The following is a 14502-nucleotide window of genomic DNA, read 5'->3' on the forward strand; positions in this document are numbered from 1 at the left end:
CACCCGAGCCCCCGCGCGGTCGACCCCAGCCGAGGTCGTCTTCGTCGCTCACACGCTCACCTCTCGACAAGCCCGGTAGAAGTCCGTCCAGCCGTCCCGTTCGCGCACGACCGCCTCCAGGTACTCCTGCCAGATGACGCGGTCGGCGGCAGGGTCGCGGACGACGGCGCCGAGAATGCCCGCGGCGACATCGCCGGGACGCAGCACTCCGTCACCGAAGTGGGCGGCCAGCGCAAGGCCGTTGGTGACGACGGAGATCGCCTCGGCCGTCGACAACGTGCCGCTGGGCGACTTCAGCTTCGTGCGGCCGTCGGAGGTGACCCCGTCGCGCAGCTCACGGAAGACGGTGACGACACGGTGGATCTCGTCGATGCCGTCGGGCACGGTCGGCAGGTCGAGCGAGCGGCCGATCTGGTCGACGCGGCGGGAGACGATGTCCACCTCCGCCTCGGCGCTCGCCGGCAGCGGCAGCACGACCGTGTTGAAGCGGCGGCGCAGCGCGCTGGAGAGGTCGTTGACCCCGCGGTCGCGGTCGTTGGCCGTGGCGATGAGGTTGAAGCCTCGGACCGCCTGCACCTCCTGTCCCAGCTCCGGTATCGGCAGCGTCTTCTCCGACAGGATCGTGATCAGCGTGTCCTGCACGTCGGCAGGAATACGGGTCAGTTCCTCGACCCGAGCCGTCATCCCCTCCGACATGGCCCGCATGACGGGACTCGGCACGAGGGCATCACGGCTCGGCCCGTGCGCCAGCAGCTGCGCATAGTTCCAGCCGTACCGGATCGCCTCCTCCGGGGTGCCGGCCGTGCCCTGCACCAGCAGCGTCGAGTCGCCGCTGACCGCCGCGGCCAGGTGCTCGGAGACCCAGGTCTTCGCGGTGCCGGGCACACCGAGCAGAAGCAGGGCGCGGTCGGTGGCCAGCGTGGTGACAGCGACCTCGACGAGGCGCCGCGGGCCCACGTACTTCGGTGTGATCACCGTGCCGTCGGCCAGCGTGCCGCCGAGCAGGTATGTGGCCACGGCCCACGGCGACAGCTTCCAGCGGGCCGGACGCGGACGGTCGTCCTGCGCGGCCAGCGCGGCGAGTTCATGGGCGAAGGCGTCCTCGGCATGCGGTCGCAACGCCTCGGTCGGTTCCGTCTCCGCCACCTCGGCGGATGTCGGTTCTACGGACACAGGCATGGCAAAGTCCCCCTCCAGCTCGGCCGGTTCAGCCGTTTCGGATCTGGCAACCACGTTGCACCACGCCACTGACAATGCGTTCCGACCTGCGCAAACGCCGTCACGGGCCCGGCGGCGGATCCGCTGCCGGGGCCGATTGTCAGTGGTGGGATCTACCTTCGAAGACATGACTCAGCAGGGGGTGCGCTGGACTGCGGATCAGGTGCTGGCACTGGCGCCTGACGCCACGTCACGCAAAGCGGGAAGCAAACTCGGAGCGGCGGGGCCGTGGTCCGAGGCGGGGAGTGCCGAGGAAGGGACGGTGTGGGGGCTGTGCAAGGGCAGTGGGAGCAAGCCGTATCAGACGGTCATCGACATCGCGGACACGTCCGGGCCCGCGTACAAGTGCAGTTGCCCGAGCCGGAAGTTCCCGTGCAAGCACGCGCTCGGGCTGTTGCTGCTCTGGGCGGGCGGGGACGGCGCGGTGCCGTCCGCGGCGGAGCCGCCGGACTGGGCGGAGCAGTGGATAAAGGGGAGAAGGCAGCGTGCCGAGGAGAAGCGGACGGCGGGCGCGTCCGGTTCCTCGCCGGCGTCCGCTGATCCGGAGGCGGCACGGCGAAGGGCGGAGCGCCGGGCCGTACGCGTCACCGCGGGGGCGACGGAGTTGGAGCAGCGGCTGTCGGACCTGCTGCGCGGCGGCCTGGCCGGCGCCGAGCAGGCGGGGTACGGGCTTTGGGAGGAGACGGCCGCCCGCATGGTCGACGCCCAGGCTCCAGGACTCGCGGCGCGGGTTAGGGAGTTGGGGGCGATACCGGCGTCCGGGCCTGGCTGGCCGGTGCGGCTGCTGGAGGAGTGCGCCCTGCTCCACCTCCTCGACCAGGGCTGGCTGCGCCGCGAGGGGCTGCCCGACGGCCTGGCGGACACGGTCCGCTCCCGGATCGGCCTGCCCGCGTCGGCGGACGGCCCGCCCGTCCGGGACCGCTGGCTGGTCCTCGCCCAGTACGACACGGCCGATGTGAAGCTCACGACACGCCGGATCTGGCTGCACGGCGCCGACTCGGGCCGCACCGCGCTGCTCCTCTCTTATGGCGCGGCCGGCCGAGCCCCCGAGCTGACGCTGCCGGTGGGTCTGGCCCTGGAGGCGGAGCTGACGGCTTATCCCGGGGCGGGCCAGTTGCGGGCGACCCTGGGCGAGCAGTTCGCACCACCCGCGCCCGCGTCGATACGACCATCCGGCATGACGACGGCCGAGGCGACCGCCCGATACGGCGACGCGCTCCGCGACGATCCATGGCTGGACTCCGTCCCGGTGACCCTGGACCGGGTCATACCGGCGCCGGACGGCGACTCGTGGCAGTTGGCGGACGCCGACGCGGACACGGCGCTCCCGCTCACCCCGGCCGCGCGCTCCCGTCCGGGCCTGTGGCGCCTGGTCGCGCTGTCGGGCGGCGCGCCGGTGAAGGTGTTCGGCGAGTGCGGCCACCGCGGCTTCACCCCGCTCACGGCCTGGCCGCAGGGGTCGGGCGAGGCCGTACGACTCTGCTGAGCACCACGCCGCTCTCCACCCACCATCACCCCCACTTACAAGACGGCACCCAGCCCCACTCACTCCACGGCACCCAGCACACGAAGGCAGAGAGGAACGAACCTCATGAACAGTCCCTCCGTTCCCGTGGACTCGCCCGCGCCGAGCGCCTGGGAGGAACTCGTCACGGCGGCGCTGCTCGGGACGGAACGGCGTACGCCGCCGGGCTGTCCGCCGGGCCGCGAGGCGCCGGTGGCACTGCTGGACGCGGCGGCCGTGGAGACCGTACGGCGCCGGGCCGGACTGCGACCGGCACGGGCCGCCGACCGTCCGCAGCCCGCCCCCGAGGACGCGCGACCGGCGCTGCCACCTGCCGCCGCGCGCAGGCTGGCGATGCTGCTGGCCGACCGTCCGGGCGCGGGCGGTGGCGGCCGCCGCGGCACGGCACCGGACCTGGTTGAGCTGCTGCCCGAGTGGCTCGCGCGCGCGAACGACCGGGGTCTCGCGCCGCCCCCCGAAGTGCTGCCCGCGCTGCTGGACGCTGCGCGGGGGCGTACGGATCTGCGCCCGGCGGCGCTGACGTTCGCGGGTCCGCGCGCGGTGTGGCTGGCCCGGATCAACCCGGACTGGCGGTTCGCCCTGCGCGCGACCCCGGGCGGGGGCGCCGCACTGCCGCACCTTGACGACCCGGCCAAGGTGCAACAGCTCTGGCAGGAGGGCCTGTTCGCGGAGCGGGTCGCCCTGCTCTCCGCGATACGCGCCCGGGAGCCCGAAGCCGCGCGTGAGCTGCTCGTCACGACGTGGGCGACGGAGCGGGCCGAGGACCGGCTGATGTTCCTCGACTCGCTGCGCATGGGGCTCGGCCCGCAGGACGAGCCGTTCCTGGAGCAGGCGCTCGCCGACCGGAGCCGCAATGTCCGGGCGACGGCGGCGGAGTTGCTGTCGGCACTGCCGGGTTCGGCGCTCGCCGGGCGGATGGCGGTGCGTGCCGGGGCCTGCGTGGCGCTGGATCACACAGGTGACGGGCCGACGATCAGTGTCGAGGCACCGCACGAGTGCGACGCGGGCATGGAGCGTGACGGGGTGGTGCCCAAGGCGCCGGCGGGCCGGGGTGAACGGTCGTGGTGGTTCGGCCAGTTGGTCGAGGCGACGCCGCTCGGCACGTGGGCTCGGCGGCTCGGCGGCCGTACGCCCGAGGAGATCGTGGCGCTCCCGGTGACGGACGACTGGCAGGCGGAGCTGCACGCGGCGTGGTGCCGGGCGGCCGTACGGCAGCGGGACGCCGAGTGGGCCAGGGCGCTGCTCGGGTCACCCTCCGCTCCGGAGGCGGGCGGTCCGGGGGCGGTGTCGCTGGCCGAGCGGGCGAAGCTGCTGGGCACGCTGAGCCCGGACGAGCGGGCGGAGTGGGTCGCCGGGTTCATCGCGACGCACGGCCTGTCGGAGGCGTTTCAGCTGCTCGGGGTGTGCACGGTGCCGTGGGCCGCGCCGCTCGGGCGGGCGGTCGTGGACGCGCTCAACATCGCGCGGGACGCGGGGAGTTATCCATGGAGCTTCAGCGGAGTGATGGGCCTGGCCGAGCGCTGCCTCGACCCGGCCGAGGCGAGCCGTCTGGACGGCCTGCTGGCGGTACCGGACGAACCGGAGGACGCGTCGCCGGGGGCCGGCGGGTACTGGGCAGAGGCGTTCCAGCGGCTGGTGACGACACTGCGGTTGCGGGCGGCCATGATCGAGGAGCTGGGCACACCGGGCGCCTGACGACGAGGCAGCCGTTCAAGCCGAACGAGGATCCGGGAGCGCCCCCAGCCACCGGCCGCCCCCACACCGGCACCCGGCACCGGCACCGGCACCGGCACCGGCGGACGCACGAGCAACAGGCACCGACACCCACGGTGCCGCCCCCGCACCGAAGAGCGACCTACGCCCCCGCCGGCTGACGCACGTTCGCCCGCACCCAGTCCACGATCGCCTGAGTGGTCGCGCCCGGCGTGAAGATCTCCGCGACGCCCTTCTCCTTCAGCGGGGCGATGTCCGCCTCGGGGATGATCCCGCCGCCGAAGACGAGGATGTCCTCCGCCTCGCGCTCCTTGAGGAGCTCGATCACGGCGGCGAAGAGGGTGTTGTGGGCACCGGAGAGAATGGACAGGCCGATCGCGTCGGCGTCCTCCTGGATCGCGGTGTCGACGATCTGCTCCGGGGTCTGGTGGAGCCCGGTGTAGATGACCTCCATACCGGCGTCGCGCAGGGCCCGCGCGATCACCTTGGCCCCACGATCGTGGCCGTCGAGTCCCGGCTTGGCCACCACCACGCGGATCGGACCGGCTGCCACACCCATCACTGCCTCCATGAAGCGACTACATCCATCCGTACCGACAAGCACTACTCATGTATGAGTTATGCCGCACTCGCCGCACATGTCATACATGGTGCGCCTATCGCACATTTCCGCCGCTCAGCGCACCGGACGCGCCCTCTCGGCACGGATGCCCCGGGCCACGCCGCCCGGAGAAGTGAACGAACGTTATCGCCAGCATCCCGCAACCGGCAGTTTCGCGGTGCAGACCGAGGGGGAAATCACACGGTGGGACACGTTCGCCGCGCACCGTTCCACATCTCTGCGGCACACGGGCCGCAGCAGTCTGCGGTACACGCGTCGCAGCGGGACCATGCGCAACGGGAGCCGCAACGAGGTCGCCGCACCACCGCGCCGCAGGCCGCGCGACGTGGCGGTGGGGCGGGTCGACGGTGGTACGAAGGGCACGTAGGGCAGGTAAGGCACGACAGCGGGGAAGCCTCGTCGCCACACCGGCAGGGAGCCCCGTCGGGTCATCGGCGCACCACGGCCTCCGAGGGCCGGCTCACGCACCGCGCGCCACGCTCGCCCCACGGGCCCTTGCCCTACCCCGCCGGCCGCCTCGGCCGCGACTTCCCACGAGGGCACACGGGGGCCGGAGCCGTCCTCCTGCGTGCCACTAGGAGGTCGGCCATGAAGGTCACCGGGACAGCACTCCCCTTTCTCCCGCTCTACCGGCGTCTGCTCCCGAGCAGGCTCGCCGGCCTCTCCCTGGCCCTGCTGAAGGCGACCGCGCTGGAGCTCGCGATCCTCGCCGGACATCTGCTCCTCTATCCCTCCGGCATCACGCAGGAGCGCCGCACCACCCCCGCGCTCCCCTCCCCGGACACGACCCAGCTGCCGACGGAGACCAGTCCGCCCGTCGTCCTGCTGCACGGGTTCATCGACAACCGCTCGGTCTTCGTCCTGCTGCGCCGCAATCTCGCCCAGCACGGCAGGCACCAGGTCGAGTCGCTCAACTACTCCCCGCTGACCTGCGACATCCGCACCGCCGCCGAGCTGCTCGGCCGGCACATAGAGGGGATCTGCGAGCGCACCGGCAGCAGGCAGGTCGATGTCGTCGGGCACAGCCTGGGCGGGCTGATAGCGCGTTATTACGTGCAGCGCCTCGGCGGCGACCACAGGGTCCGCACCCTCGTCACGCTCGGCACGCCGCACTCCGGCACGGGTGTCGTCCCGCTGGCGAACGCGCACCCCATCGTGCGCCAGATGCGCCCCGGCTCACCCATCCTCGAGGAGCTGGCCCTTCCCGCTCCGGGCTGCCGTACGCACTTCGTGAGTTTCTGGAGCGACCTCGACCATCTGATGGACCCGCTGGAGACGGCCTGCATCGACCACCCGGACCTGCTGGCGCAGAACGTCCGAGTGAGCGGCGTCGGCCACCTCGCCCTGCCGGTGCACCCGGCAGTCGCGACCGGGATCCGGCAGGCACTCGACTCCACTCGCACCGGAGCCGCGACCGTCGCCCAGGCCGACGGCATGACGGTGGCGTAACCACCCCGCCGCCACCCGTCGCCACCCCTGCGAACCGCCTCCGCACAGCCCGAGCAAAGCCGTCCGACATCGAACAATCTTCGAACACAAGGCCAACATCGCGCCCGCAGTCCGCCAAAACACGGCCGAATGCCCGTTTCCTTCGCGCGCGAAACCTGCCGAAGATTGTCGTGCCCGCGTACTGCCGGGTACAGTCGCCGCACTGCTCTGGCAGCCCCTGTAGTCGAGGCGAGAGAGAAGTTGGTGAACGATCGTCACCCGTCGGGGACCATGACGTCTCCGACTCCGGCTCCCGACGCCGCCTCGGCGCATTACGCGCCGTACGGCACGCAGGAAGCCCATTACGGTGACTCCACCACCTACGGCACCTACGACGCCACAGGTTTTGCGACCGCCGGTCACGCAGCACCGACCTTCGACGCGGACCCCCTGTTCGGCAGCCTCCCGGGCGAGGGCGCAGGCACCGGCACCGGCACGTACGACGCCACCCAGTGGTCCACCGGCAGCCACCACACCGCGCACTACGACGCCTACGCGGCCCAGCATCAGGCCGCCTACGACACCGGCGCGTACGAGACCGCGGCCTGGGGCACCGACCACGAGCGGCTCGCCTTCGTCCCGCAGCAGGCCAACGGCCATGACGTCTCGGGCCAGTGGGACGCGAACGCCTGGCTCCAGCCCGACCAGACGGCCGCCCCCCAGCCCGACCAGACCCAGAACTGGGCATGGGGCACGGCAGCTTTCGACACCGGGGCGTACGACGCCACCCAGTGGAACTCCGACGGCAGCACGACGCAGACGACCGGCGACTTCGAGCCGTCAGCAGAATCCTTCGACCAGCAGGCGACCGCGCACTTCGACCAGATCGAGCACGGCGCTGCCGCGGGTTACGACGAGCACACGCCGTACGACGAACACGCGGCCTATGAAGAGCACGCGGGCTACGACGAGCACACGGGCTACGACGAGCACGCCCCGTACGAGGACCACACGGCCTCCTACGACGAGCACGCGCCGTACGACCACGCCTCGTACGACGACCAGGCCCAGCACGAAGGCGAGTTGACCGCCACCGGCGAACTCCCCGCCGTGGCCCCTCTCCTCGACGACCAGGAGGAGACCACTCCGGCCCCCTCCCCCCGCGCCGGCTCCCGCAGCGGAGCGCGCTCCCGCCGCCGTACGCCCCCGAAGCGTTCCGCGCTGCTGACGATCGCCGTGCCCTCGGCCTGTGTCATGGGCGTCGCGGGGATCGCCGCCGCCTCCGTCGGCAACCTGACCGACGACAAGGACGCCTCCACGCTCGCCTCCGAGGGCGCCGCCGTGAAGCCGTCCACCGCGAACAACAAGCTGGACACCCAGCTCGAGAGCCTCTCCGCCGGCGCCGACGACTTCGCCGACCGGGCCAGCCGTACGCAGGAGCGCATCGACCTCAAGGCGCAGCAGGCGGCCGAGAAGCGCAAGGCCGCCGAGGAGGCCGCCCGCAAGGAGCGGCTGCGTCCGAAGTTCGCGGTTCCGGTCGCGCAGCACGGCCTCAGCGCCTACTTCGGCCAGTCCGGCATCAACTGGATGTCCGTGCACACCGGCATCGACTTCCCGGTGTCGTACGGCACGACGGTGATGGCCGCGACCGACGGCACCGTCCGCACACAGTGGAACAGCGCCTACGGCAACATGATGATCGTGACCGCGAAGGACGGCACGGAGACGTGGTACTGCCACCTCTCCAGCTACCGCGTCGCCTCCGGTACGACCGTCAAGGCCGGCGACCCGATCGCGTACTCCGGCAACTCCGGCAACTCGACGGGCCCGCACCTGCACTTCGAGGTCCGGCCCGGCGGCGGCTCGGCGATAGACCCGCTGTCGTGGCTGCGCAGCCACGGGGTCGACCCGTCGTAAGCAAGTCCACGGCCTGAACACGCGCCCCCGCCCTGCAAACGGCAGCGGGGGCGCACTTGTCGGCGCTAGAGCTTCTCCACCGGCGCGTACCGCAGCAGCAGCCGCTTCGGCTTGGTGTCCCCGAAGTCGATCGTCGCCTCGGCGTTCACGCCCGTGCCCTTCACACCCGTCACCGTGCCGAGCCCGAACTGGTCGTGCGTGACACGGTCGCCGACGGCGAGCTGGACGACCGGCTTCTCGGAGGTGCGGCGCGTGGCGAAGCCGGACGCGCCCGACGCCGAGGAACGCGAGCGGGACGACGACAGCGAGGCGGCGACCCCGGACACGGGCCCGGAGGAGACCGGCGCGGTCGCCCCGGTGCGCTTCCAGTCCACGTGCGCCGCCGGGATCTCCTCCAGGAAGCGGGACGGCGGGTTGTACGACGGCTGCCCCCACGCGCTGCGCATCGCCGAGCGCGTCAGATACAGCCGCTCACGCGCGCGCGTGATGCCGACGTACGCGAGCCGCCGCTCCTCCTCCAGCTCCTTGTTCTGGCCGAGGGCGCGCATGTGCGGGAAGACGCCGTCCTCCATGCCGGTGAGGAAGACTACCGGGAACTCCAGGCCCTTGGCGGTGTGGAGGGTCATCAGGGTGATGACGCCGGAGCCGTCCTCCTCCTCGTCCGGGATCTGGTCGGAGTCGGCGACCAGCGCGACCCGCTCCAGGAAGTCGGAGAGCCCGCCGACGGCCTCGCCCTCGCCCGTCTCCTGCTCGAACTCCAGGGCGACGGCCGCGAGTTCCTGGAGGTTCTCGATACGGGTCTCGTCCTGCGGGTCGGTGGAGGCCTGCAACTCGGCGAGGTAGCCGGTCCGTTCGAGGACCGCCTCCAGGACCGTCGCCGGTCCCGCGCCGGACTCGACGATCGTACGGAGCTCCTCCATCAGCGTGTTGAACCGCTTGACGGCGTTGGTGGACCGCGCGGCCATGCCGTACGCCTCGTCGACGCGCTTCAGCGCCTGCGGGAAGCTGATCTTCTCCCGCTGCGACAGCGCGTCGATCATCGCCTCGGCACGCTCGCCGATGCCCCGCTTGGGCACGTTCAGGATGCGCCGCAGCGGCACGGAGTCCTCGGGGTTGGCCAGCACCCGCAGGTAGGCGAGGACGTCCCGGACCTCCTTGCGCTCGTAGAAGCGGACCCCGCCGACGACCTTGTAGGGCAGCCCGACGCGGATGAAGATTTCCTCGAAGACACGGGACTGGGCGTTCGTCCGGTAGAAGACGGCGACGTCGCCGGCCTTCGCGTCGCCCGCGTCCGTCAGTCGGTCTATCTCCTCGGCGACGAACTGCGCCTCGTCGTGCTCGGTGTCGGCGACGTAGCCGGTGATGCGCGCGCCCGCGCCCGCGTTGGTCCACAGGTTCTTGGGGCGGCGGGACTCGTTGCGTTCGATGACGGCGTTGGCGGCGGTCAGGATCGTCTGCGTCGACCGATAGTTCTGCTCCAGCAGGATGGTCGTCGCCTCCGGGTAGTCCTCCTCGAACTGGAGGATGTTGCGGATGGTGGCGCCCCGGAAGGCGTAGATCGACTGGTCGGCGTCACCCACCACGCACAGCTCGGCGGGCGGGACGTCGTGGGAGCTCGGCGGCACGTCGACGGGATGCTCGCCGGTCCCGACGAGCTCGCGCACCAGCGCGTACTGGGCGTGGTTGGTGTCCTGGTACTCGTCCACCAGCACATGGCGGAAGCGCCGGCGGTAGTGCTCGGCGACGTCCGGGAAGGCGCGCAGCAGGTTGACCGTCGTCATGATCAGGTCGTCGAAGTCGAGGGCGTTGGCCTCCCGCAACCGCGACTGGTACAGGGCGTACGCCTGAGCGAGGGTCTTCTCGAAGCCGTCGGTCGCCTGGGCGGCGAAGTCCTCCTCGTCGATCAGCTCGTTCTTCAGGTTGCTGATCTTGGCGCTGAAGGACTTGGGCGGGAACCGTTTGGGGTCGAGATCCAGATCACGGCACACGAGCGCCATCAGCCGCTTGCTGTCGGCGGCGTCGTAGATCGAGAAAGAAGACGTGAACCCGAGCTTCTTGCTCTCCCGCCGCAGAATGCGCACGCACGCGCTGTGGAAGGTCATCACCCACATCGCGTTGGCGCGCGGGCCGACGAGCTGCTCGACCCGCTCCTTCATCTCGCCCGCGGCCTTGTTGGTGAACGTGATCGCGAGGATCTGCCCCGGATGCACGTTCCGCTCGGCGAGCAGGTGGGCGATGCGATGGGTGAGCACACGCGTCTTGCCGGACCCGGCGCCGGCCACGATGAGCAGCGGGGTGCCGGAGTGGACGACGGCGGCACGCTGGTTGTCGTTCAGCCCCTCCAGCAGCGCCGCGGCGTCGATGACCGGCCGCGGGGCGCCGTCGCGGTAGTGGCCGTCCCGGTCCGGTGGCACGTCGAACTTCCCACCGAACAGATCGTCCGGAACCGGTTCCGGAGCGTGGTCGTCCTCGGGCGGCGGCGGGTGCTCTTCCCCGTGGGCCCGAGGGGCCTGGAGGTCCGCCAGGAAGCTGTCGTCAAAGAGGCTGCTCATCGCTCTCCGAGTCTAGGCCGCCCCACTGACAGCCCGCCCCCACCCTCGAGACATCCCCGCCCTCGAACCCCCGACAATCAGCCCCCACTTCCTCCCTCACCCCCAGCAACGACCCCACCACAACCCGCAACCGACCACCCCAGACAACCACCAACACGCCCAAATCAACCCACACACACCCCCCACCCCCAAAACCCCGCACGCACCCCCGAACCAATCACCGCCCGCTACGTTTGGGACCAAGGTCACGAAAATGTATCGGGCATATCGAACATCAACCTTCACAGGGGCCACACGAGTTGGCTACCGTGCCGGGCAGGCCGTACGACCCCCACCGGCGAACGACGCCGGGCCGCACGGCCTCCGCCGAGTCCGGCACGCCTCACGGCGACCGGAGCCGGGGACCCACCGAACTTGGGGTGAATCGGCCCGACTTCCCTCGCGGGGACCGGCCGTAGGGCAACCCTTCCGAACCACCCGCCCGAACCCGACAGCTAACTCGGTAGGCGGAATATGGAAGGAGTCGCCTCCCTTGGCGTCGCACCGCAAGTCGCGTCCCGCCGGTACGCGCGTAGCAGGCATACGCACCCCTGCCCTCGCCACGGCAGCCCTCACGTCCGTGGCCCTGCTGTCCCAGACGGCCAACGCCAGCCCGTCGACGGACGACAAGCCCAGCCTCGAAGAGGTCGAGAAGAAGGTCGACGACCTCTACCGCCAAGCGGAGTCGGCAACCGAGAAGTACAACTCGGCCAAGGACAAGACCACGAAGCAGCGCAAGCGCGTCGACACCCTCCTCGACGACGTCGCCAAGCGCACCCAGAAGCTCAACGAAGCCCGCGAGGAACTCGGCCGCAACGCAGCCGCCCAGTACCGCACCGGCGCCGCGGCCCCCGACACGGCGACCTTCCTCCTGGCGGACAACCCGCAGGACTACTTCGACCAGACCCAGCTGATGGACCGTATGACCGGCCGTCAGAAGGAGTCGGTCGACGACTACTTCACCCAGCAGTCCGAGACGATGGAGAAGCGCCGGGAGGCCACCCAGAGCCTCGAGACGCTCACCGACTCGCAGAACGACCTCAAGTCGGCCAAGGCCACCGTCCAGCAGAAGCTCTCCGACGCGCGCGAGCTCCTCTCGAAGCTGACGGCCGAGGAGAAGGCCCGCCTCGCCGCGATCGAGAAGCGCAAGCAGGAGGAGGCCGCCCGCAAGGCCGCGGAGCTGGCCCGCCAGCAGGCGGCGGCCGAGCGCCAACGCCAGGAGGCGGCAGCCGCCGCCCAGCAGCAGGAGAGCACCCAGCCGCCCGCCGACTCGGGCACCTCGGACTCCTCGAACTCGTCGGACTCCTCGTACGCCACCAAGGCCGAGAAGACCCTGGCCTTTGCCCGCTCCCAGATCGGCAAGCCGTACGTCTGGGGCGCCACCGGCCCCGACTCCTACGACTGCTCCGGCCTCACCCAGGCCGCCTGGAAGGCCGCCGGCGTCGACATCCCCCGCGTCACCTACGACCAGGTCAACGCCGGCACCACGGTCCCCCTCTCCAGCGCCCAGCCCGGCGACCTGGTCTTCTTCTACGACGACGTCACCCACGTGGGCATCTACATCGGCAACGGCATGATGATCCACGCCCCCAAGCCCGGCGCGTACGTCCGCGAGGAGTCGATCTACTACGACGGAGAGTCGTCGATCCACAGCGTGGTCCGCCCGGCCTGACAGGAACGGACGCTTCCCCGGCACGCACGCGGTACCCGCAGTCGCCCACGGCGGTGAGGGGACGTGCCGGGGGGTGTCCGCCCGCAGCGGCGGGCGTCAAGAAACAGCACCCTCCTAAGTCAGGCCAACCGCCCGACCGAGGACGGACACCCCCCGGCACGTCCCCGCCCCACCACACAACCGCAGGCGCTACGCAAGCCCCCACCCGGCGCGACGGGCCGCCGCAGGCACCCCACCCGAACACCCGACACAGCACGATTTCCCGACACCCCCGAGCGCGCCCCACGGCCATCCCCCACCCGGCTCCATAGCATCGCCCCATGCCCGGCCCCACGACCCCCACCTCCCCGCTCCACACCTGGTGGTCGCAGCGACCCCCCACAGCCGGCGCCGCGGTCATGGCCACCGGCATCCTCTCGGTAGCCCTGCACCAGACGGACTACGAGACCCTCTCCCGCATCGCCCTGGCCCTCGCCTGCACGGCCTGGCTGGCCCTGGCCGCCGACTTCACCGCCCGCTTCCTCCAGGATCGCGAAAGATGGCTGAAAGAGGCGGCCACCCCCGCCGCCCTCACCGCCATCGCCGCGACGACAGTCCTGGGCACCCGCTTCACCGCCCTCGGCTGGGTGACCCTCGCCGAGGCCCTCCTGGCCCTGGCCACCGCGCTCTGGCCGGTGCTCCTGCTCACCGTCCTGCGCCACTGGCGCCGCCAGATGCCCGGCGCGATCTTCCTGGGCTGCGTGGCCACAGAGGGCCTGGCCGTACTGGGCGCCACGCTCGCCGCCGCCGAGACCACGGCATGGCTCGCCCACATGGCGCTCGTCTTCTTCTGGCTCGGCCTGGTCCTCTACGTCGTGGCCCTGCCCCGCTTCGACCGGCGCCAGCTCGCCCGAGGCGCCGGCGACCAGTGGGTGGCGGGCGGCGCCCTCGCCATCTCCGCACTGGCCGGCTCGAAGCTGCTCGCCGCCGACAGCCCCGCCCTCTACCTCTGGAACGACGACGACTACGGCGTCCTGCGCACGGTGACCGTCGCCCTGCTCGTACTCGACATCGCCTGGTACTCCCTCCTGCTCCTCACCGAGTTCGCCTGGCCGCGCCTGCGCTACGACGTTCGCCGCTGGGCCACGGTGTTCCCGATGGGCATGACGGCAGCGGCGACACTCTCCGTCGGCACGGCCCTGGACGCCTCATGGCTGGAGCACCCGGGCGAGGCACTGATGTGGATCGCGATCGCGGCCTGGCTGGCGGTCACGGCGGGCGCGGTCCGGAGCTACACGCGCCCCGGCACTCGCCGCGGCACCGACGTCACGTCCACAGCACAGCGATGAAGACGTTCGCCATGGCCAGCAGCCCCACCAGCCCGAACAGCCGCTTGTCCACGGTCTCCTCGTCCCGCTTCACATAGACGAGCCCGAGGATCACGACCAGCAGCGCCAGCTTCACGCCGATCTTGATGTTGTTGACGGACTGATCGTCCGCCTGATTCAGGCCGACGAGGATCACGCCGGTGACCAGCATGGTCAACGCACCGTGCAGCATCGCGGGCACGTACCGGGCGGTGCCCTGCCCCATCGCCTTCAGCTGCGTGAAGAACCCACCGAGCAGCGCGGCGATACCGATGATGTGCAGCCCGACGAACAAATGGATGAGTACGTCCATGGGCCCGGAGCCTAACCACCACGAAAATCCCGCCCGACACCGCCCCGCACCCCTCCTTCACCCCGCATATATGCGCGCCATAGCATCCCGCCACCCTCAGCCACCCCTGAATCGCCACTTCGGTCAGCACAGAGCGTGAACCAGGCGCCTCCATCCC

10 protein-coding genes and 1 riboswitch are annotated in these 14502 nt (G+C 71.1%); of the genes, 6 read left to right on the plus strand and 4 right to left on the minus strand.

Annotated elements, in window-relative coordinates; genetic code table 11:
* Nucleotides 1–48: 48 nt before the first annotated feature.
* Entirely contained in the window at nucleotides 49–1179 is a 1131-nt protein-coding gene (locus tag CP983_RS16845; RefSeq protein WP_150500251.1) for an ATP-binding protein, read from the minus strand.
* A 166-nt stretch (nucleotides 1180–1345) separates the two neighbouring features.
* On the opposite strand from CP983_RS16845, the gene CP983_RS16850 reads away from it, so the two are divergent.
* Together CP983_RS16850 and CP983_RS16855 are read left to right on the plus strand one after the other, a co-directional pair.
* Nucleotides 1346–2704, plus strand: coding sequence for an SWIM zinc finger family protein (locus tag CP983_RS16850; RefSeq protein WP_150500253.1), 1359 nt, complete (start codon nucleotides 1346–1348; stop codon nucleotides 2702–2704).
* A gap of 105 nt (nucleotides 2705–2809) precedes the next feature.
* Entirely contained in the window at nucleotides 2810–4438 is a 1629-nt protein-coding gene (locus tag CP983_RS16855; RefSeq protein ID WP_150500255.1) for a DUF5691 domain-containing protein, read from the plus strand.
* Between the two features lie 160 nt (nucleotides 4439–4598).
* Here the strand turns inward: CP983_RS16855 and icmB are convergent, their stop codons facing one another.
* Nucleotides 4599–5015, minus strand: a complete 417-nt coding sequence (icmB, locus tag CP983_RS16860) for a coenzyme B12-dependent isobutyryl CoA mutase small subunit (protein WP_107903977.1) — start codon at nucleotides 5013–5015, stop codon at nucleotides 4599–4601.
* Between the two features lie 651 nt (nucleotides 5016–5666).
* Here icmB and CP983_RS16865 point away from each other — a divergent pair.
* Nucleotides 5667–6527, plus strand: a complete 861-nt coding sequence (locus CP983_RS16865; RefSeq protein ID WP_150500257.1) for an esterase/lipase family protein — start codon at nucleotides 5667–5669, stop codon at nucleotides 6525–6527.
* Between the two features lie 270 nt (nucleotides 6528–6797).
* Entirely contained in the window at nucleotides 6798–8423 is a 1626-nt protein-coding gene (locus tag CP983_RS16870) for a M23 family metallopeptidase (protein WP_229914931.1), read from the plus strand.
* 65 nt (nucleotides 8424–8488) lie between these two features.
* Here CP983_RS16870 and pcrA read toward each other — a convergent pair whose 3' ends face one another.
* Nucleotides 8489–10975 carry a DNA helicase PcrA gene (gene pcrA, locus CP983_RS16875; RefSeq protein WP_150500261.1) on the minus strand — a complete coding sequence of 829 codons (2487 nt, stop codon included), beginning with the start codon at nucleotides 10973–10975 and terminating at the stop codon, nucleotides 8489–8491.
* A 354-nt stretch (nucleotides 10976–11329) separates the two neighbouring features.
* A riboswitch (cyclic di-AMP (ydaO/yuaA leader) is annotated at nucleotides 11330–11499 on the plus strand.
* An 8-nt stretch (nucleotides 11500–11507) separates the two neighbouring features.
* Here pcrA and CP983_RS16880 point away from each other — a divergent pair.
* Both CP983_RS16880 and CP983_RS16885 read left to right on the plus strand, forming a co-directional pair.
* Nucleotides 11508–12686 (plus strand): C40 family peptidase, encoded by a 1179-nt coding sequence (locus CP983_RS16880; RefSeq protein ID WP_150500263.1) that lies wholly within the window; start codon nucleotides 11508–11510, stop codon nucleotides 12684–12686.
* A 320-nt stretch (nucleotides 12687–13006) separates the two neighbouring features.
* Nucleotides 13007–14014, plus strand: a complete 1008-nt coding sequence (locus CP983_RS16885) for a tellurite resistance/C4-dicarboxylate transporter family protein (protein ID WP_150500265.1) — start codon at nucleotides 13007–13009, stop codon at nucleotides 14012–14014.
* Here the strand turns inward: CP983_RS16885 and CP983_RS16890 are convergent.
* The gene (locus tag CP983_RS16890; RefSeq protein ID WP_150500267.1) at nucleotides 13992–14345 is read right to left on the minus strand and encodes a hypothetical protein; all 354 of its coding nucleotides are present in this window, start codon (nucleotides 14343–14345) and stop codon (nucleotides 13992–13994) included. The genes CP983_RS16885 and CP983_RS16890 overlap by 23 nt on opposite strands.
* Between the last annotated feature and the right edge of the window lie 157 nt (nucleotides 14346–14502).

Origin of the sequence: Streptomyces chartreusis, from assembly GCF_008704715.1 — a bacterium.
Lineage (GTDB): Bacteria > Actinomycetota > Actinomycetes > Streptomycetales > Streptomycetaceae > Streptomyces > Streptomyces chartreusis.